This is a genomic window from Flavobacterium coralii, from assembly GCF_019891545.1.
In the GTDB taxonomy this organism is placed as follows: Bacteria; Bacteroidota; Bacteroidia; order Flavobacteriales; family Flavobacteriaceae; genus Flavobacterium; species Flavobacterium coralii.
The window spans coordinates 90,769-111,132 of the sequence record NZ_JAHDIU010000005.1; the positions used below are offsets into that span (position 1 = coordinate 90,769).

22 protein-coding genes are annotated in these 20,364 nt (G+C 42.0%); 15 read left to right on the forward strand and 7 right to left on the reverse strand.

Going from position 1 to position 20,364, the window contains the following annotated elements; all coding sequences use genetic code 11:
* Positions 1-183: 183 nt before the first annotated feature.
* The gene (locus tag KJK34_RS09675) at positions 184-1,179 is read left to right on the forward strand and encodes an NAD(P)H-dependent glycerol-3-phosphate dehydrogenase (RefSeq protein WP_223053671.1); all 996 of its coding nucleotides are present in this window, start codon (positions 184-186) and stop codon (positions 1,177-1,179) included.
* A gap of 13 nt (positions 1,180-1,192) precedes the next feature.
* Positions 1,193-2,179, forward strand: a complete 987-nt coding sequence (locus KJK34_RS09680; protein WP_223053672.1) for a TerC/Alx family metal homeostasis membrane protein — start codon at positions 1,193-1,195, stop codon at positions 2,177-2,179.
* 93 nt (positions 2,180-2,272) lie between these two features.
* On the opposite strand, the gene KJK34_RS09685 is transcribed toward KJK34_RS09680, so the two are convergent.
* Both KJK34_RS09685 and KJK34_RS09690 read right to left on the reverse strand, forming a co-directional pair.
* Positions 2,273-2,428 (reverse strand): hypothetical protein, encoded by a 156-nt coding sequence (locus tag KJK34_RS09685; RefSeq protein ID WP_223053673.1) that lies wholly within the window; start codon positions 2,426-2,428, stop codon positions 2,273-2,275.
* Complete coding sequence (locus KJK34_RS09690) at positions 2,425-4,239, reverse strand: SLC5/6 family protein (protein WP_223053674.1); 1,815 nt, start codon at positions 4,237-4,239, stop codon at positions 2,425-2,427. The genes KJK34_RS09685 and KJK34_RS09690 overlap by 4 nt, the downstream gene beginning before the upstream one ends.
* A 192-nt stretch (positions 4,240-4,431) precedes the next feature.
* Between KJK34_RS09690 and nadD the strand changes: the two genes are divergently transcribed.
* The 5 genes from nadD to KJK34_RS09715 all read left to right on the forward strand — a co-directional run bounded on the left by nadD (position 4,432) and on the right by KJK34_RS09715 (position 8,583).
* Complete coding sequence (gene nadD, locus KJK34_RS09695) at positions 4,432-5,013, forward strand: nicotinate (nicotinamide) nucleotide adenylyltransferase (RefSeq protein ID WP_223053675.1); 582 nt, start codon at positions 4,432-4,434, stop codon at positions 5,011-5,013.
* A 70-nt stretch (positions 5,014-5,083) separates the two neighbouring features.
* Complete coding sequence (locus KJK34_RS09700; RefSeq protein WP_223053676.1) at positions 5,084-5,941, forward strand: nucleoside 2-deoxyribosyltransferase; 858 nt, start codon at positions 5,084-5,086, stop codon at positions 5,939-5,941.
* A 250-nt stretch (positions 5,942-6,191) separates the two neighbouring features.
* Positions 6,192-7,703 (forward strand): F0F1 ATP synthase subunit beta, encoded by a 1,512-nt coding sequence (gene atpD, locus KJK34_RS09705; RefSeq protein WP_223053677.1) that lies wholly within the window; start codon positions 6,192-6,194, stop codon positions 7,701-7,703.
* A 73-nt stretch (positions 7,704-7,776) separates the two neighbouring features.
* Positions 7,777-8,061, forward strand: a complete 285-nt coding sequence (locus KJK34_RS09710; protein WP_223053678.1) for a FoF1 ATP synthase subunit delta/epsilon — start codon at positions 7,777-7,779, stop codon at positions 8,059-8,061.
* A gap of 210 nt (positions 8,062-8,271) precedes the next feature.
* Positions 8,272-8,583, forward strand: coding sequence for a GIY-YIG nuclease family protein (locus KJK34_RS09715; protein ID WP_223053679.1), 312 nt, complete (start codon positions 8,272-8,274; stop codon positions 8,581-8,583).
* Positions 8,584-8,811: 228 nt separating this feature from the next.
* Here the strand turns inward: KJK34_RS09715 and KJK34_RS09720 are convergent, their stop codons facing one another.
* From KJK34_RS09720 to KJK34_RS09735, 4 genes are read right to left on the reverse strand one after another with little or no spacing between them, the layout of a single operon-like run.
* Positions 8,812-9,228, reverse strand: coding sequence for a DUF3592 domain-containing protein (locus KJK34_RS09720; protein WP_223053680.1), 417 nt, complete (start codon positions 9,226-9,228; stop codon positions 8,812-8,814).
* A gap of 1 nt (position 9,229) precedes the next feature.
* On the reverse strand, positions 9,230-9,451 hold the full coding sequence (locus tag KJK34_RS09725; protein ID WP_223053681.1) for a helix-turn-helix domain-containing protein: 222 nt from the start codon (positions 9,449-9,451) through the stop codon (positions 9,230-9,232).
* Positions 9,452-9,453: 2 nt separating this feature from the next.
* A complete protein-coding gene (locus KJK34_RS09730) occupies positions 9,454-9,975 on the reverse strand; it encodes a DUF2975 domain-containing protein (RefSeq protein ID WP_223053682.1) in 522 nt (173 codons plus the stop codon).
* 3 nt (positions 9,976-9,978) lie between these two features.
* The gene (locus tag KJK34_RS09735) at positions 9,979-10,488 is read right to left on the reverse strand and encodes a DUF2975 domain-containing protein (protein WP_223053683.1); all 510 of its coding nucleotides are present in this window, start codon (positions 10,486-10,488) and stop codon (positions 9,979-9,981) included.
* 122 nt (positions 10,489-10,610) lie between these two features.
* On the opposite strand from KJK34_RS09735, the gene KJK34_RS09740 reads away from it, so the two are divergent.
* A complete protein-coding gene (locus KJK34_RS09740) occupies positions 10,611-11,750 on the forward strand; it encodes an aminotransferase class I/II-fold pyridoxal phosphate-dependent enzyme (RefSeq protein WP_223053684.1) in 1,140 nt (379 codons plus the stop codon).
* Here the strand turns inward: KJK34_RS09740 and KJK34_RS09745 are convergent.
* Positions 11,740-12,843 carry an AI-2E family transporter gene (locus tag KJK34_RS09745; RefSeq protein WP_223053685.1) on the reverse strand — a complete coding sequence of 368 codons (1,104 nt, stop codon included), beginning with the start codon at positions 12,841-12,843 and terminating at the stop codon, positions 11,740-11,742. The genes KJK34_RS09740 and KJK34_RS09745 overlap by 11 nt on opposite strands.
* 152 nt (positions 12,844-12,995) lie before the next feature.
* Between KJK34_RS09745 and bioD the strand changes: the two genes are divergently transcribed.
* The 7 genes from bioD (at position 12,996) to KJK34_RS09780 (ending at position 20,330) form a co-directional block, all read left to right on the forward strand.
* On the forward strand, positions 12,996-13,616 hold the full coding sequence (gene bioD / locus KJK34_RS09750) for a dethiobiotin synthase (protein WP_223053686.1): 621 nt from the start codon (positions 12,996-12,998) through the stop codon (positions 13,614-13,616).
* Entirely contained in the window at positions 13,616-14,920 is a 1,305-nt protein-coding gene (gene bioA, locus KJK34_RS09755; RefSeq protein ID WP_223053687.1) for an adenosylmethionine--8-amino-7-oxononanoate transaminase, read from the forward strand. Before bioD ends, bioA begins: the two co-directional genes overlap by 1 nt.
* Positions 14,921-14,947: 27 nt before the next feature.
* The gene (locus KJK34_RS09760) at positions 14,948-15,550 is read left to right on the forward strand and encodes an SET domain-containing protein (protein ID WP_223053688.1); all 603 of its coding nucleotides are present in this window, start codon (positions 14,948-14,950) and stop codon (positions 15,548-15,550) included.
* A 41-nt stretch (positions 15,551-15,591) separates the two neighbouring features.
* Positions 15,592-16,758 (forward strand): beta-ketoacyl synthase N-terminal-like domain-containing protein, encoded by a 1,167-nt coding sequence (locus tag KJK34_RS09765; protein ID WP_236937628.1) that lies wholly within the window; start codon positions 15,592-15,594, stop codon positions 16,756-16,758.
* A 35-nt stretch (positions 16,759-16,793) separates the two neighbouring features.
* Positions 16,794-17,111, forward strand: coding sequence for a hypothetical protein (locus KJK34_RS09770; protein ID WP_223053689.1), 318 nt, complete (start codon positions 16,794-16,796; stop codon positions 17,109-17,111).
* Positions 17,111-18,013, forward strand: a complete 903-nt coding sequence (locus tag KJK34_RS09775) for a histone deacetylase family protein (protein ID WP_223053690.1) — start codon at positions 17,111-17,113, stop codon at positions 18,011-18,013. Before KJK34_RS09770 ends, KJK34_RS09775 begins: the two co-directional genes overlap by 1 nt.
* Positions 18,014-18,167: 154 nt before the next feature.
* Positions 18,168-20,330: a T9SS type A sorting domain-containing protein gene (locus tag KJK34_RS09780; RefSeq protein WP_223053691.1), complete on the forward strand. Its 2,163-nt coding sequence runs from the start codon at positions 18,168-18,170 to the stop codon at positions 20,328-20,330.
* The last annotated feature ends 34 nt before the right edge of the window (positions 20,331-20,364 follow it).

Below are 20,364 nucleotides of genomic sequence, written 5' to 3' on the forward strand. Positions count from 1 at the left end.
ACAAAATTCAAGATAATAACGCAGTGGATGGGGCTAAATTGTCTGCTCAATTCATAATAAAATGTTAATATTTTATAAGTGAAAGACAGATAAATAGTACCTTCAATTACGCTAAAGAAAACGTTTGCTTTTGGCACATGCTGCAATTTTTGAGTACTTTTGACATTCTTAACGCTAAATGAAATGAATGAAACTCCAAAGTTCGCCGTTATAGGCGGCGGAAGCTGGGCTACTGCTATTGCTAAGATGCTTTGCGTAAACGTACCTGAGATAGCCTGGTACATGCGAAACACCTATGCAATAGAACACCTTAAACTGCAAAAGCACAATCCTAATTACCTTAGCTCTGTAGAATTCGACACTAAAAAGCTGAGGCTCACCAATGATATAAATGAGGCGGTGGCTTATGCCGATTATATAATTTTTGCAATACCCTCTGCCTTTTTAAATACCGAACTTAAAAACCTTACAGAAAGCCTTAAAGGCAAAGTAATATTTTCTGCCATAAAAGGTATAGTACCCGAAACGAGCCTGATAGTGGGCGAGCATTTTCATCGTACTCATGATATACCTTATGAGAATATTGGTGTTATAACCGGGCCGTGCCATGCCGAAGAAGTGGCTCTGGAGCGCCTTTCTTACCTTACCATAGCCTGTGGCGACCAAAAGAAAGCCAAGATAATGGGCAAACACCTTAACAGCCATTACATCAATACTAAAATATCAGACGATATTGTGGGTACCGAATATGCCGCCATGCTTAAGAATATTTATGCCATTGCAGCCGGTATTGCACATGGGCTTGGTTATGGCGACAACTTTCAGGCACTACTGATGAGCAACGCCATCCGCGAGATGAAAAAGTTTATCCGTAAGGTGCACAAAATGAAACGAAACATTAACAATTCAGCCTACCTGGGAGACCTTTTGGTAACAGGATATTCTGTATTTTCGCGTAACCGAATGTTTGGCAACATGATAGGCAAAGGCTATACGGTAAAATCGGCAATGATGGAAATGAGCATGGTAGCCGAAGGCTATTATGCAACCAAAAGTGCTTATACCCTAAACAGTGAGTATAAAGCAAAAACGCCAATTATTGATGCCGTTTACAGCATTTTATATGAAGGTAAAGATGCCAAGAGCGTGTTCAGGAAACTAACGGAAAAACTCGACTAATACAGCCCACGATATGGACCACCTGATAGACCACCCCGGCATTATTGCCGTTTTCTCTATAGTAGTTATTATCATGCTCCTGCTGGACCTTGGTGTGTTTAACAAAAACAGCCATGTGGTAAGTAACCGCGAAGCGCTTATATGGTCGGTTGTATGGATTTCGCTTTCCATGATATTCAGCGGGGTGATATATTATCTTGTAGGATGGGAGTCATTTACCCAATTCCAGAGTGCCTACTGGATAGAAAAGGCATTATCGGTAGACAACCTCTTCGTCTTTATACTGGTTTTCGATTTCTTTAATGTACCTAAATACCTGCACCATAAAGTGTTGTTCTGGGGTATTATTGGTGCATTGGTTTTCAGGGCCATATTTATATTTACAGGCGTTGAGCTTATAAACATGACTTACCTGCCGGAGATGACCATCTTCGGAATGGACGTAGAGATAAATGCGGTGCTTACCGTATTTGGTATTTTCCTGCTGTTTGCGGGCATAAAGTCATGGTCGGCACACGAAGACCCGGATGAAGACAAAGACTTCTACAAAAGCCCAGGAGCGCGTTTTATATACAAGCTTTTCCCGGTTACAAAAAACTTTGAAGGCGACCGCTTTTTTATTTTTGAGAACGGCAAGCGCATAGCCACTCCCCTGCTGGTTGTGGTAGCGGTTATAGAATTTACCGACCTTATTTTTGCGGTTGACTCTATACCTGCCATTTTTGCCATAGCGCCGGATGACCCGTTTATACTCTACACATCAAACATATTTGCGATACTTGGGTTAAGGGCACTCTACTTTTTGCTGGCTAACTTTATGCACATGTTCAGCAGGCTGCACTATGGCCTTGCCATAATCCTGTCGTTCATCGGGGTAAAAATGCTTATAGGCCCATTCTACCATATTTCCTCTCCGGTATCGCTGGCAGTTGTGGGCGGTATCCTTATTGTTTCGGTAATAACATCATTTATGTTCCCGGTAAAACAGAAACAGGAGTAGCTTTAAGAAGTTTTAATCAAACAACATATATACAAAAACAGCGGGCAAAAGTTGCCCGCTGTTTTTGTATTGTCTATTGAGAGAATGTATCCGTTAAGGCTTCTGCCTTTCGGTTTCCTCATCATTATCGGTATAAGAATCCGGTTCCGGCTTGGGCTTTGTTGTAAGCACCCTGTAAAAGAAATATGCCATAAAGCAGGTAACTATACCCTGCGCAGCCACCATAGTTATAATCGCTTCTGTTTTCATGAATGTACCCTCCCTTCTTTTCTTCTTTTAATAAATGCCCTGTAAACCACTATGCAGATAAATGCAAACAGCGATACCAGCAACAGGCGCCCTAATGTTTTATAAAATACGTTATTTGTAAATTCACCTTCGGCAATTTTATCGCCGGGTTTTACGGTCTGGCCTACGGCTACAACCGGGCTTTGCCCCTGCTTAAAGCCGTAAGACTTATAATCGGTAAACGTTTGCACCTCTACTTTGTCAAGCTTTTTATTAAATACCTTTTTCTCGTTCTGGAAAGACATCTTTACAAAATCTGTCGCTACCGAATCTACCACGCCTGCCTTTGTTCCTGCGGCATCAAAGTTTTCGGCATAATAAGCATCGGCAAACCATTCCTTATTCTTGGTATCGTCGTTAGATAATTTTGCTACCATGTCGGGCACACTGGCAAAAAGCACCCAGCCCAGTAATAATGGTGTTACTATCAAAATTACATATTTAAAGAATATAGGCACTTTAATATCGGCACCCATGTTTATCTCTGCCCAGCCTTTGTTGATTCCGAATATCCATGCGAATAACACCGTTTCTAAGAAGGCAAATACCACAAGGCTTACAGTACCCGCCCAGTAGTCATATTCATCGAACACGCCCTGGTTGAAAAAGAACACTGTAGGCAAGCCCATTAAAAGTGCGATAAGCCCGAAAGACCATGCACCTTTTTTACCGCTCCAGTTAAACTCATCGCGCATAAAGCCCATCCACGGCGTACCCATTGCAAGTGATGATGTAATACCCGCAAAGAACAGCAAGCCAAACCAGAAAAGACCTGCAAATATGGCAAGCACCTCGCCCCATTGCTGGAACAGGTAAGGCATTGTCTGGAAAGCCATACCAAAGCCTGCATTCTGTAATACCCAGTCAAGCCCCAGATAACCAGCAGCAATTGGTATTACAATAAGGCTGCCCAATACTACTTCCACAAACTCGTTCATAAACCCGGCAGAAACCGCATTAAGCGCCACATCATCTTTAGATTTCATATAGGCAGCATAACAGTGTATGGTACCCATACCTACAGAGAGCGTAAAGAATATCTGCCCTGCGGCGGCAAGCCAGACCGATGGATTGGTTAATGAATCGAACTGCGGCGTCCAGAGGAAGTTAAGACCGTCCCACGCATTAGCATCAGGAAACAGGTTCGAAGCGCCGTCTGTACCCAGTGTTAAGCCTTTAAAGGCAAGTATAGCGCCGAAAAGTATTAAAAGCGGCATACCAATTTTTGCCACTTTTTCTATACCGCCAAGCCCTTTAGAAAGTATGTAGGTATTAAGCAGCAAACAGGCAATATAGAATATAACCGCTTCGTAGGGGATGCCCGTTGTGCTTACGCCGATAGTTGTATAATCGCTGAAAAAGCCTGCCACCTGAGATTGGTCCATCCCGCTGAAGGTACCCGCTACAGAGTGGTACACATAGCTCATTGTCCATGATTCGATATAGCAATAGTAAGAAGCTACCGCAATATTGGTAAAAATACCAAAAACGCCTATGTACTTCCAGATACGGCCTTTAGCCATAGTATCCAGGATGTAAGGCGTGCTGTGGTTGCCATACCTGCCCCCGTAACGGCCGGTAGACCATTCTATAAACAGTAACGGGATGCCCATTACCACAAAGCATACCAGATAAGGGATTATAAATGTACCGCCGCCGTTTTGCACTGCCTGTACCGGAAACCTTAGAAAGTTACCTAACCCGACTGCATTACCGGCCATGGCGAGGATAAGCCCCACCCGCGACCCCCACGACTCTGCTTTTGCTGACATAAAGGATGTTGTTTATTGGTTGAAACAGCCGTAAAGATAGAAAAAGTAATAGAAAAACAACTAAAAGCAAAAATTTAACCTGACAAAGCTAAACATCCGTACAGCTTTTTAACTATTTGCATGCAGTAACTTCATTTTAAGGACTTAAAACACCAATTGCGCCTTTACCTGATTTGGCTTACTTTTGCCTGTATGAAAACAGGGCTTTATTTCGGCACGTTTAACCCGGTACACATCGGGCACCTTATTATTGCCAACCACATGGCAGAATTTTCGGGGCTGGACCAGGTATGGATGGTGGTTACGCCACACAACCCCCACAAAAAGAAAAGCTCTTTGCTGGATGATTACCACCGACTGCAAATGGTGCACCTTGCCACAGAAGATTATGATAAAATACGCCCCAGCGATATTGAGTTTAAGCTGCCACAGCCCAATTATACTGTTAACACGCTGGCACACCTGCAGGAAAAGTTCCCCATGCATGAATTTTCTTTGATTATGGGCGAAGACAACCTGAACTCGCTCCACAAATGGAAAAACTATGAGGTGCTGCTGCAAAACCATGATATATATGTGTACCCGCGCATAAACAATGAAACTGCCGAACCCGATCTGCTTGCCCACCCGCGCGTGCACCGCATTGATGCCCCGGTTATAGAAATATCGTCAACTTTTATACGCAACAGCATTAAGCAGGGCAAAAATGTAAAGCCGCTGCTGCCCCAAAAGGTTTGGGAATATACAGAGCATAACCTGTTTTATAAAAAGTAACCCGCACCAATGTGCGGGTTTTGTTATGCTAACATTTTTAGTATATTTACTTATACCAATATTAAAAATTATGCAAACAACTACCCCTAAAACGTTTTGCTTTGTACTAATGCCTTTTGACAATAGATTTGATGATATCTACACACTTGGAATAAAGCAAAGTTGTATAGATTCTAATGCCTATTGTGAAAGGGTTGACGAGCAAATATTTCATGAATCTATACTTGAAAGAATTTATAATCAAATCGCAAAAGCAGATCTAATAATCGCAGATTTGACGGACAAAAACCCGAATGTATTTTATGAAGTAGGTTACGCACATGCACTTGGAAAGAAAACAATATTATTGACTCAAAATTCAGACGATATTCCTTTCGACTTAAAGCATTATCCCCACATAATATATAATAATAAAATAACACAATTAAAAGATGAGTTAACTAAAAAGGTAAAGTGGTTTATTGAGAATAGTAGTAGTAATAAATTTGATTATAAAATCGGTATAAATCTTTATCTAGAAAGCGAAAGCTTGGATAATCACAATAATATATATATTGCCAAAGGATATTACTCGGTATCACCAACTTTTACTATCCACAATAATGGCACAACAACCTATTATCCTGAAGATTATAGTATTGGCATTATAACAGATATTAACTACACTAGTTTGCGTATTCCTTCAAATAGCAAGACCATTAAACTACCAGATGGCAAACTCTTACATATGGTTCCAAAAATTGATGAAATTTTATATCCTAACTCATACACAGAACTATCAATTCAATTACTACCAAAAGGTTATAAAGTGAATGGGTACGGAGATATGGAAGAATATTATAAAGAAAGTCAAGAAATAATTATTAGGGTTTTTACTTCAAACCATTATCGAGATTTTTATTTAACAATAAAATTTACAGTAAAATAAAGACATCGGTAAATACTATACTTACATTTTAATAAAATTTTCTACTTACTTAATAATTACAACTATTACTTTCCTCAACTGCACCACTTCTAAAATAACAATATCGTAGCGGATTTATACTAATCCGCTTTTTTATTAAAAAAAATGCAAAATTAAAATTGCATAAATCCCGAATAAAAAACTATCTTTGCGCTCGAAAAAAAGATACTTTTTCAAGTAAATAAATAGCTGTTAAATAAATACATAAGCAATGTCTAAAGGAACAGGAAAAGTTGCACAGATTATCGGGCCGGTGGTAGACGTAGTGTTTAACACACAAAACGCTGAGCTTCCTAAGATCTACGATTCATTGGAGATCACAAAAAATGATGGCACTAAATTAGTGCTTGAGGTACAATCGCACATAGGTGAAAACACTGTGCGCACCATCTCTATGGACTCTACTGACGGTTTGAGCAGGGGCCAGGAAGTGGTAGCTACCGGGGCGCCTATCCAGATGCCTATCGGTAACGATATTTACGGACGTTTGTTTAATGTAGTAGGCGACGCTATTGACGGACTTGGCGACCTGCCAAAAGCAGGCGAAAGCGGTTTACCAATTCACCGCCAGGCTCCTAAATTTGAAGACCTTTCTACCTCTTCGGAAGTACTGTTTACAGGTATCAAAGTAATCGACCTTATCGAGCCTTATGCAAAAGGTGGTAAAATTGGTCTTTTTGGTGGTGCCGGTGTTGGTAAAACAGTACTTATCCAGGAGCTTATCAATAACATTGCAAAAGGCCACGGTGGTCTTTCGGTGTTTGCCGGTGTGGGCGAGCGTACACGTGAGGGTAACGACCTTATGCGTGAGATGCTTGAATCGGGCATTATTAAGTATGGCGACGACTTTATGCACTCTATGGAGGCAGGAGGCTGGGACCTTGCTAAAGTTGACAAAAACCTTATGAGGGAAAGTAAGGCTACCTTTGTGTTCGGACAGATGAACGAACCACCGGGAGCACGTGCACGTGTGGCACTTTCAGGACTTACCATTGCCGAGTACTTCCGTGACGGAGCAGGTGAAAGCCAGGGTAAAGACGTACTTTTCTTCGTAGATAACATATTCCGTTTTACACAGGCGGGTTCAGAGGTATCGGCACTTCTTGGCCGTATGCCTTCTGCGGTGGGTTACCAGCCAACTCTTGCAACAGAGATGGGTGCCATGCAGGAGCGTATTACCTCTACTAAAAAAGGATCTATTACATCTGTACAGGCAGTATATGTACCTGCGGATGACTTAACTGACCCGGCACCTGCTACAACATTTGCCCACCTTGATGCAACAACGGTACTTAGCCGTAAAATCGCCGAGCTTGGTATTTACCCTGCGGTTGACCCATTGGATTCTACTTCAAGGATACTTACCCCGCAAATTTTGGGTAACGAGCATTATGACTGTGCACAACGCGTAAAAGAAATTCTACAAAAATACAAGCAGCTACAGGATATCATTGCCATTCTTGGTATGGAAGAACTTAGCGAGGAAGACAAACTGTCTGTAAGCCGCGCACGCCGCGTTCAGCGTTTCCTTTCTCAGCCGTTCCACGTAGCTGAGCAGTTTACAGGTATACCGGGTGTACTTGTAGATATTAAAGACACCATTAAAGGATTTAACATGATCATAGATGGTGAGCTTGACCACCTGCCGGAAGCAGCCTTTAACCTTAAAGGTACTATAGAGGATGTAATTGAGGCAGGACAAAAAATGCTTGCAGAGGCATAGTAAGCCTTTAGCTTACAGCTTTTGAGCAACAGCGCAAAATAAAGCTGTTAACCATTAACTTATAACTGAAGTTATGTTATTAGAAATAGTATCACCGGAAGGGCATTTATTTAAAGGCGAGGTTACATCGGTAACTGTGCCGGGCGTAAATGGTGAATTCCAGATGTTGAACCACCACGCCAATATAGTATCTGTACTGGCTGCGGGCGACATTAAAATAGCGGTTGGCACCCTGAATGCCGCTGCGGAATATTCGCCAAAGTTTACCCGTAATGAAAAGGAAGGCAAACTTGTTTTACCTATTAAGTCGGGCACTTTGGAAATGAAAGACAACAGGATTATTATTTTGGTTGATTAATTCGTTCATAATTCTATTAAAAACCCTTTCTGTACAGAAAGGGTTTTTTTATGAGACATGATTCTATCTTTCAGGCAGCAGCAGAAATCTTTAAAAGCTATTCGAGATTCTTCGCTTCGCTCTGAATGACAGAATGCGTAATTTTGACAGTCGTAATAAGCATGTCATTCCGATATTAGGAGGAATCTCTAAAATAATACTGCTATAGCTATGTATAAAACAGTGGGAACACATAATTACTATATTTATATCTCGACGAACAGAACCAAAACTGTGCTTTATACAGGTGTTACAAATAACTTGCTTGAGCGCCTTTACTTTCATAAAAACCCAGAGGCTCATTCAAAATCATTCACAACCAGATATAAATGCTTTTACCTTATTTATTTCGAGCGTTATGAAAACATAGATACCGCAATAGCAAGAGAAAAAGAAATAAAAGGCTGGAGCAGGGCAAAGAAAGATAATCTGATTGTAGAATTTAATCCTGAACGAAAGTTTCTCAACGATGATATAGTTTAGGTTCATTGCTACGCTCAGAATGACACATAATGATTGTTATGCTGACTGCAGGAGAAAAACTATTCGAGATTCTTCGCTTCGCTCTGAATGACATAGCTACTAATTCATGATAAAAAATATGCTGTCATTCCGACATTAGGAGGAATCTACACGAACACACCATGATTGTTTTAAGCTTATGGAGGAGATAAAAAGTTAGCTGTAGTGATACACATAGAAAGTTCACAGTCACCACAGAAAACATCCCACAAAATACAACAAGCCAAGAATTAGCATAGTGCCGCCCGAAAGCATAAGTATAATTGGCAGTGCTTTAAAACCGGCTGCTGAATCATCATAAACTTCCGAGGGCTTTTCCGGATTATAGTATATCGTAAGGATTGTGCCTGCTGATTTTTCCGGACTGAAACCGTATGGCAATTGGCATATAACCTCATTACTGCCACTATTATATTTCACAACAGGGTAATATAGTTTAGTGTAACCTGACTTCCCGTGCTGATGGTACTTTTCAATATTATCTATAACTACAGCTTCAGCTTTTGCGGCATTTTTAAGCAAGCTAATTTTTATTCTTTGCCTGTAAGCGAAAGAAAGCAACACTATTCCTGCACCAACAAATATATAGGGTGTTATATCGTCCATCTTACAATTTATTAGGCACATCATCTACAAACTCCATAATATCGCCCGGCTGGCAGTCGAGCTCGCGGCAAATAGCTTCCAGCGTACTAAAGCGTATGGCCTTTGCTTTACCCGTTTTAAGTATAGAAAGGTTGGCTGTGGTAATGCCCACACGCTCGGCAAGCTCGTTGCTGCGCATTTTGCGCTTGGCAAGCATTACATCAAGATTTATTATTATAGCCATGCTTAAATAGTTAAATCGGTTTCTTCTTTAAGCAGTGTACCCTTTTGGGTAAGGTAATGAAATACATATATAATCTTGCCGCTTAAGTAGCCTACAAGTAACATGGGGATTTCAGTAAATATAATTCTCGGGTTATTAAACCAAAACACACCCACAAAAATAAACAGCAGGTATTTTGTTTTAGCAAAAATAATAATGCCGCTGCTCGCCTTTTTAAACTCTGATGGCTGGTTCTCATAAAAAACCTCATCATTATTAAGGCGTATAAAACTGCGCCTCAGTTGCAGCAGCACATAAACCAGGTAACAAAGCAAAAGCCCGTATAAAGCATAAAAAACAGCTAACGTTACAGGCTGGTTGGCAACGCCGTGCATACCCTCAAACTGTTCGCGCGCCATAGTTTCCGCTTCTCCGGGAACTGCCATTAATTTATATGCATTAAAAAACTGCACTATTGCAGTACCACACATAAATAGTATTAAAACCTTTAGTGTAAGCAATATTGCTTTTAAATTACCTTTCATAAGTTATACGGTTAAATCGTTATCTTCTTTAATGCCTTTTGCCATCAGGAATACTTCACTAAGTACAATAAAGAAAAAGCCCATAGCCAAACTAAAAATTGGCGATGCAAATCCGTCAACATCTATACTTATTTTCAATTCGTTGTTGGCCAACAGATAATAAAAGAAAGGAGGCACAATCCAGAAGAGTCCTGAAACCAGGAAGCACTTTCCGGTCTGGTCTAAATACATAATTACTTTCAGGTCAAAAAATATCCTCTTACTGAAGAGCGCTAATGTCTTTTTCAGCAGGTAAATACCATAAGTAAAGGCACAATGTGCAGCATAAATTACGGCAAAAAGAAATATCACTTCTCCTTTATCGGCATCGAGAATGTAGCCGTTAAAATCAAACGGTACTTTTGTCGGGAAAATAGTTATCATCAATATTAGCGGTAATCCGAATATGATGCCAAGCATTGAAAAGAAGAACACTATTGCTACAATAGAACGTAAAAGTGATAGTCGTTGCATAATAATTGATTAGAAATTAATGACACAAATATATAAATTTATTGATAAACAATAATTATTAATTGCTTTTCAACATGAACAATTAAATGCGAAGTTTCTAAAAGATACTTATTTTTGATACGATGAAAGCACTACCTCCGCATTTAGCAAAAAAACTGCAAACAAGGGCAGATGAGGGCGCGTTGCGCAGCTTACCTGGTGCACTCCCTTTAACAGACTTTGCCTCGAACGATTATCTGGGACTTTCCGGCAATTTAGCTTTACATACAGCCGCTCAGGAAATTCTTACTCAAAATCAAAATACGGCAGGCGGTGCAACAGGCTCAAGGCTCATTACAGGAAACCATAACCTGTACCCTAAAGCAGAAGCTACCATAGCTACATTTCATAATGCAGAAAGTGCGCTATTGTTCAATTCAGGCTATGATGCTAATATTGGTTTTTTTTCCTGTGTACCTCAAAAAAATGATATTGTATTGTATGACGAGTTCATACATGCCTCCATACGCGACGGTTTAAGGCTCGGTAACGCTGCCTCATATAAATTCAGGCATAATGATTTGAACGCACTCGAAAAGCTAATATTGCAACACCGTGAAAAGGCACAGGAGTTTTATATCGTTACCGAATCTGTATTTTCTATGGATGGTGACAGCCCTAATTTAAAGCAATTAGCAGGCATTGCTGCAAAATACAATTGCCGAATTGTTATTGATGAGGCACATGCCGTAGGCATCTTTGGCACGAATGGCGAGGGGCTTATAAAACAGACAGAACTCGAAGATAGCGTATTTGCGCGCATAGTTACCTTTGGTAAGGCAATGGGTTGCCACGGCGCGGCTGTTCTGGGCGTTAAGGAGCTGAAAGAGTATCTTGTTAATTTTGCAAGGAGCCTTATATACACCACTGGGTTGCCGCCCCATGCCGTTGCCACCATAAGCGCAGCGTATATGCTGATACCGCAACAGGCAGAAGCACGGCAGGCGCTTTACAACAACATCAGCTTCTTTAAAGCTGAAGCGCAAAGGCTCAACATAAAAGGCTTAATAGCCAGTAGTTCAGCTATACAATGTGTTGTGATACCGGGAAATAATAAAGTAAAGCAGGTTGCAGCACACCTGCAGCAACACGGGTATAATATAAAGCCTATACTATCCCCCACTGTACCGAAAGGGCAGGAAAGGCTGCGCTTTTGCCTGCATAGCTACAACACCCGGCAAGAGATATCCGGCGTCTTAACCTGTTTAAAAGCTATTCTTTAACCTCAGCACTCTTTCGCCTTGGCCTTCGTTTGAACCAGTTGCTGTCTTCCTCACCAAACAGGTAGGCATACGGCTCTGTATCCGGGCTCATTTCAAACAGTTTCTTTAAAATGGCAATAGTCGGTATAATCAGTATCATGCCCACTATACCCCATATAGCGCCGCCTATCAGTAATCCTAAAAAGGTTACAAGTGCGTTAAGGTTTACATTGCCACCTGTAATTTTTGGGGTTAGAAATGCGCCTTCCAGCAACTGTATAAATGTAAAGGCTACTACTACCGCTATAGGGTAAAAAACATTGTCTTTGGTGATAAGCGCAAAAATAAACGGCAGCACCGCGCCAAGAATCGGGCCGAGGTAGGGTATAATATTCAGCATACCCGCCAGTACCCCAAAAAATATAGCGTGCTCAATACCCAGTGCAAAGAGTACTGCGGTATTCACTATTGCCAGTATCAGCATTACCTTGCCTGCCCCGGTTATATAAGCGTGCACAATACGCCTGATAGAAGAAAGCTTCTTAAGCAGGTCGCCATCTTTTTCTTTCCTGAACACTTTACTTATAAATACGGCAAGGTGGTCGCGGTAAATCAAAAGGAAAAAAATAAAAACGGGCAGTAGTATAATATCAGACAAAGTGTTTATTACCGAGAAGATGAGTTGGCTGGTATTGGCATCTTCAGGCTGCACAATCTCTACTGCTTTATTTAGCTCAAAACCATTATACATGCCCATATCCACACCCAGGTTTTCATACGCCCATGTATTGGCATCTATTACATAGCCATTTATTTTCTCCGACATATTGCTGCCGAGATCTTCTATAAATCCGCGAACCTGGAAATAAATGAATATAAGCGTGCCCGATATAATAAATACAAAAGCCAAAAGACATATAAACGCGCTTATAGAGCGGGGAATTTTCCTTCTTTCGAGCCGGTTACAGGCCGAAGTGAGCAGCATGGCTATAAAGCCGGATATAAAAAGTGGTACCAATATAGCCTTAGCCACTATCATAAAAAAGATGATAATGATAATAAGCAACGATATATAAACCGTTTTTATATAATTGGGTATTTTAAACTCATTCATAAGTAAACACATGTTAAAATAAGGGTGGTAGTCAAATTTACATATAATAAAATCCTGATATTGATAATGTTTTATTAAAATTACAAAGGGTATATAGCCTGTTAATGAAAGAAATTTGTTTTAATAACTTTGCAAAATATACTCGAATAAAAATGAAACTATTTATTACAGGAATAGGCACCGATGTTGGTAAAACAGTAGCTGCCGCCATAGTTACAGAGGCATTGCAGGCCGACTACTGGAAACCCGTGCAGGCGGGTGACCTTGATAACTCTGACACACATAAAATAAAAAAGTACATCAGCAACAGCAAAACGGTTTTTCACCCGAACAGCTATGCGCTGAACACACCTGCAAGCCCGCACCTTGCCGCCGCGCTTGACGATGTTATTATTGAACTTGATGGTGTAAAAGAGCCCAAAACCAAAAACAATCTGGTAATAGAGGGCGCGGGTGGGCTGTTGGTTCCGCTAAATGATACGGATACCATTGCCGACTTAATTAAGCCCGACTATAAAGTAATTATAGTAACACGCCACTACCTGGGCAGCATTAACCATACGCTGCTAACGCTTGAGGCATTACAACACAGGGGCATACAGCCGGCAGGTATTATTTTTAACGGTAACGAGAATAAGCCTACTGAAGATATCATCCTTAAAAAAACAAATGCGCCGGTTCTAGGCAGGATAGCCGATGAGCCTTATTTCGATAAAAATGTTATTGCCGAATATGCCGATGCTTTTCGCGATAACCTTTTAAAACTTGCATAATGACCAACAACCAAGCAAATGCCCAAAATGCTACGCTGGCAGAACGCGATGCAAAGCACCTTTGGCACCCTTATACACAACATAAAACAGCAGCACTGCCCGTTGGCATTGTGCGGGGCGAAGACGCCCTGCTTTGGGATGAAAACGGAAAACAGTATATAGATGCCATAGCTTCGTGGTGGGTAAACCCATACGGGCACAGCAACAAATTTATAGCCGATGCCGTTTACAGGCAGCTCACAACACTGGAGCATGTGCTTTTTGGTGGTTTTACGCACGAGCCCGCTGTACAGCTTTCCGAAAAATTGATTGAAATTTTGCCCACTAACCAGCAAAAGCTTTTCTTTTCAGATAATGGCTCTACGGCGGTAGAGGTTGCCATTAAGGTAGCCCTGCAATACTATTACAACAAAGGCGAAAAGCGCACCCGCATAATTGCTTTTGAGGATGCCTTTCACGGCGATACGTTTGCGGCAATGGCGGCAAGCGGCATATCGTTCTTTACAGAAGCGTTTAAAGGTTCGCTGATAGAAGTTACCCGCATACCTGTTCCCGTTAAAGGCAAAAAGCAGGAAAGCCTTAAAGCGATGCAGGAACTGGCTGCAGCGGGCAACTATGCGGCTTTTATATTTGAACCGTTGGTGCAGGGCGCGGCAGGCATGGTTATGTATGAACCGGAACCGCTAAACGAGCTTATAGCATTATGCAGGAAAAACGGCATTTTTACCATAGCCGATGAAGTAATGACAGGCTTCGGCAAAACAGGTAAAAATTTTGCCTGCAATTACCTTACAGAGCAGCCCGACATGATGTGCCTCAGTAAAGCCCTTACCGGCGGTACCATACCTATGGCAATAACTACTTTTACCCAACAGTTATTTGACGGTTTTTATGATGATGATGTTAACAAGGCATTGTTTCACGGGCATACTTTTACGGCTAATCCAACTGCCTGCGCGGCGGCACTGGCCGGATTGGAGCTGTTACAGCAACCCGACATGCAGCAAAACCTCATCCGTATAAATGAAAACCACACACGTTTTAAGGCAACTATAGAGCATCATCCGCGTGTAAAGACAGTCAGGGTGCTGGGCGTAATACTGGCTTTGGAGCTTTTAACCGACAGCAAAGAAAGCTACTACGGCGGGCTGCGCAACAGGCTCTATAACTTTTTTATTGATAACGGTATAATTATCAGGCCGGTAGGAAACATAATTTACATACTGCCGCCTTATATTATAAGCGATGATCTGTTAGCAAATATTTATGAAAAGGTAGCATTGGCGATAGAGAAAATAGTGTAATTTAGGATTACTAATTACATCATTTTTATGATCCATCCTGATACTGAACTCCGCTTTATCAACAACATAGTGGGCTATGGTGTTGTAGCAAAGAAATTCATTCCAAAAGGCACAATAACATGGGTTCAGGATGATCTGGACAGTGTTTATACCGATGCAGCACTTTCTAAAATAAACCCATTAATGCACAGCTACATCGAAACCTACTCTTTTACAAACGGCAGGGGCGAAAAAGTGCTGTGCTGGGACATAGCTAAATATGTAAACCACAGCTTTAACCCAAGCTGTATGAGCACTGCCTATGATTTTGAAATTGCCATACGTGACATTCACCCCGGCGAGCAGCTAACAGACGATTACGGCTACCTGAATGTGTCTGAACCTTTCGAGGCAGAAGATGAAGGCACAGCACGAAAAGTGGTTTATCCTGATGATTTGCTAAAGTATCATGACATCTGGGATAAAGCCATACAGGACAACCTGCACAAAATTCAGGAAGTGGCGCAGCCATTGCAAAAATTCATACCCGCAAACCTGTGGGAAGAGTTTAGCAAGGTGCTGGCAGGGCAGCAGCCGTTAAAATCTATAAAAAGCTGTTATTTTCCGCAAATTGAGGCAAACAGGCCGTAAGGTTATGCCATTAACTGCTTTTGCAGTACTTTTGCCTGTAAATGCAACACATTTTGGCACTACCTGTTTCTATTACCTCACTCGCTTCGTTTTCTCCATTAGGCAACAGCCCCGATTTGGTTTGGCAAAGTTATCTTGATGATACAACGCGCATCCGCACAATAGGCTTTGGCAACAAGGCAGCTTTGGGTGCACCACTTACAGAAGATGTAAAACGACAGGTAAAAACGCTTAGGGAAACAGAAAGCCGCTATGCTTCGCTTGACGATTCAGTATTATATGCCATTATTGCCTCAAGGCAGGCAGTAGCTGCTGCCGGATGGCAATCGGGCGACGATTTTGGCATCAATATAGGCTCGTCACGGGGCGCAACCGGGTTGTTTGAGAAGTACTATTCAGAGCTCATTAATACTGGCGCTACGGCTACGCAGGCGTCTCCTACCACAACACTGGGCAATATAGCCTCTTGGGTGGCGCAGGACCTTAAATCATCCGGGCCTGATATATCACACTCCATCACCTGTTCCACTGCGCTGCATGCTGTTCTTAATGGGGTTGCGTGGCTTGGTTCGGGCATGGCGCAAAAGTTTTTAGTTGGCGGCAGCGAGGCTCCGCTAACCCCTTTTACCATTGCACAGATGCAGGCCATGAAAATATACGCTTCAAAAGAAAGCGATTATCCTTGCCTTGCAATGGACTTAACCAAAAAAAGCAACAGCATGGTTTTGGGAGAAGGCGCTGCGGCTGCCTGCCTTGTACCCGGCAGGGTGCCAAATGCACTTGGCTATATAGAAGGAGTGGGCTATGCAACCGAAGCCCTTAAGCATAGTGTCTCTATATCTGCAAATGCGGAGTGCCTGCAAAAGTCGATGCAAATGGCTATCACGGGTATTAATCCCGCTGAAGTGGATGCTGTTGTAATGCACGCCCCGGGTACAGTGAAAGGCGACCTTTCAGAGTATAATGCCGTAAAAGCTGTATTCGGCGAAAGCCTGCCCCTGCTTACCACCAACAAATGGAAAACGGGCCACACCTTTGGCGCTTCGGGACTGCTGAGCCTGGAGCTTGGCCTGATGATGATACAGCACAACAGGTTTATTGATGTGCCTTATCTTGCTCCGCAAAAGCAAACAAAGGATATTAAGAAAGTGCTTGTAAACGCGGTTGGCTTTGGCGGTAACGCCGTAAGTATTTTAATTAGCCGATAATTTTAAGTACTTTTGGGTAGCAACCTTTATATCTGATGAACAGTAAGTCCACTTATTATTTTGCTGCCGCAATTATACTGCTCGCCCTCCCGGCGGCAAATATGACGTTGTGGATAGTAACTGCCACGGATAATAACGACAACTTTGAGCAAACCCTTGATAATTATCTTGCATATTTCCCGGAATGGCTGCAAAACCCAAAACTGCTTACTCTTATAAATATACTCATGCTCGCACTTGCAGGAGGGCTTTTTTATAAAAGCATGGCTGCACCTAAGCTAAGGATCGCTGGCATAGTGTTAGGCATTATCAGTATTTTGCTGCTTATGTGGAATGTATTTTCATTGTTATAATGCTGCCAATTGCCTTTCATCCCATATATAAACACCCTTTACCGGAAGGTCATCGGTTCCCGATGATAAAGTATGAGCTGCTTCCGCAACAACTCTTACATGAAGGCACAGCAACACCGGCTGATTTTTATGCGCCGCCAATGCCCGGTATGGGGCATGTACTTCGGGTTCATAAAGAAAGCTATGTAAACGACCTGCTCAACCTTACGCTGGAAGCGCGGGCAGCTCGCAAAATAGGATTTCCGCTTTCGGTAGAACTGGTAGAACGTGAGCTGCGCATAGTGCAGGGCACCATCTGGGGGAGCTTGCAGGCAATAAGTAAAGGCATAGCATTCAATATAGCCGGCGGTACCCACCATGCCTACAGCACCCACGGAGAAGCCTTCTGCCTGCTTAACGACCAGGCAATAGCGGCACAATACCTTTTAGACAACAGCCTTGCGAAAAAAACTCTGATTGTTGACCTTGATGTGCACCAAGGCAATGGTACGGCTGAAATATTTAGTGGTAATGATGCCGTTTTTACCTTCAGCATGCATGGCAAAACGAATTATCCGTTTAAAAAAGAAATATCCGATCTTGATATTGCCCTGCCGGACAATACCACTGATGCTGAATATATGTCTATACTCAGCGAAACATTACCCAAACTAATTGAAAGGGTTAAGCCCGATTTCATATTTTACCTGTGCGGGGTAGATATACTGGCTTCTGACAAACTGGGCAAGTTAGGGTGCAGCATAGAAGGTTGCAGGCAACGCGATGAATATGTACTAAGCACCTGCCATAAACTCAACATACCTGTACAATGCAGCATGGGCGGTGGCTACAGCCCCGATATTAAAATAATTATAGAGGCACATGCCAACACCTATCGTGCGGCTAAGCAAATTTATTTTTAAATCACTGCGAATTCTAATTCCGCAGGCACCGATACTCATTTACGCTAATTACATACTATATAGCTTATTATATTCGTTTTTATATTATATTTTACGCGTGTTTTCGTACGCTTAAAGTATTTTAATATATATTGCACCCTTTTAATTTTTAACTATGAGAAAATTTTTACTTATACTGGCGGTAATTTGCACATTACCATTTTATGCACAGCGAAGAGTTGCTGCAAAAGTGCAGGAACTACGCAGTAACGGAGCCGATTATAAGAGCTTTAGCCCCCTTGTGCCTGCCGAGGGTACAAAAGATTATCCGGTGGTGGAGAATGAAACTTATGCTACACTAAATACTGTTGTTTTAAAAAATATATACAATAACAAGCCGGAAACACTAACGCTTACTATACCTTATCAGGGCAGCCAGATAAACATAAGCCTTTATAAAGTAAATATTTTTGCCGAAGGTTTTCATGCAGATACAGACAAGGATAAAGACTTTGCCTATAAACAAGGAGTATATTACAGGGGTATTATCAATAACGACAATGCCTCTTTAGCCTCTTTCAGTTTCTTTGAAAATGAAATGGCAGGTATTGTTTCGAATCAGCAGTATAATAATATTGTTGTGGGGAAACTGAAAAAAGAACACAATTTCTCCGAATACATTATTTACTCTGACAGCGAGCTGAATGTTGCTAATTCTTTTAACTGCCTGACATCGGATGAAATTAACGACAGCAGGAATTTTGGGAAAAAATCGGCAGTAACCGCGCAGAGTACTGAAACCATCCGTTGTGTGGGAATTTACTTTGAAGTAGATTTTAGCATGTACCAGGAAAACTTTTCAAGCCAGGATCTTACTGCTAACTGGCTGACTTCATTATTCAACAGCATACAGACGCTATATGCCAATGATGGTATAGACATCGCGTTAAAATCGTTTTTTATATGGACGTCTTTCGACCCTTATTTAGGAAGTGACGCCGAGGATAAACTTTTCGGCTTTCTGGAAGAGCATGAGTTTAATAGTTTTGATGGCGACTTAGGCCAGCTTGTGGGAGAAGATGCCGGAGGCTTAGGCGGGCTTGCTTTTCTTAACGGCGTATGCAACGCCCCTATTAATGTGAGCTATGTAGATGTAAACGACAATTTCCTGGCAGATTTACCACAGTATTCGTGGAGTGTGCAGGCCTGTACACACGAGTTTGGCCACCAGTTAGGCTCACCACACACACATGCCTGCGCATGGAACGGTAACAATACCGCTATAGACGGCTGTTTTGATACCGAAGGTGGCTGTTCACCGGGGCCAATACCCCCTACAGGAGGTACTATTATGAGCTACTGCCATTTAAGCCAGGTAGGAGTTAACCTTGCCAACGGCTTCGGGCCGCAGCCTACCGCACTAATGACAAATGTTGTAAACTCTGCAAACTGCCTTGCCACAACCTGCGAAAGTATTATCTGCCAAAGCGGGTTAAGCAATCTGTCAGTAACAAGTTCATCATCAAACAACTTTATAGCTTCATGGGATGACGCAGCCAACACTACAGGCTTTTGGGACGTAATGGTGCACGAAGCAAGCGCAACACAGGGTGATATGTGGAACGAAGTAGGCGCGCAGTTAGTAACCTTACAGGGCCTGCAGCCAAATACGTATTATGTGCTTAAAGTACGCTCTGTATGCGAACAGGGTGTATCGCAGATTGAAGAAATTCTTTTTGCTACGGATGCTGACTGGTGTGAAGGCCAGATATTTACAGATACAGGAGGTGCCACAGCTAATTACAGCGATAACCAGCAGATAACACGTACTTTTACGCCTACAGAAGAAGGAAAGGTTATACGCGTAACCTTTACCTCTTTCAGCATAGAGCAGGATTTTGACTTCCTTAGGGTTTATAACGGTGCAGGCACTAACGCTCCTCTTATTGGTAATTTTACCGGAGTGTTTATACAAAACCAGATAACCTCTACTGCGGCAGACGGCTCACTTACTTTTGAGTTTACTTCTGACGAAATAATAAATGCAGGAGGATGGGTAGCAACGGTTGAATGTATCAATGCTGTAAGTGGCGTGAATGATAATGCATTCAGTAATTTTATATATTATCCTAACCCTGCCACGAGCACAATCAACATAAGTGCCGGCGAAGAAATTACAGAGGTAAAAGTATATGCTGTGTCAGGCCAGTTGCTTTTCACAAGACAGGTAAATGCTACGCAAACTGCCATAGATATTTCGGCTTTGGCTAACGGGGTTTATTTCTTTAAAGCTACAAATGGTAGTAAAGAAACGAACTTCAGGGTAGTGAAGCAGTAACAGTCTTTGAAAAAACAGGGCTGCCTTAAGTGTG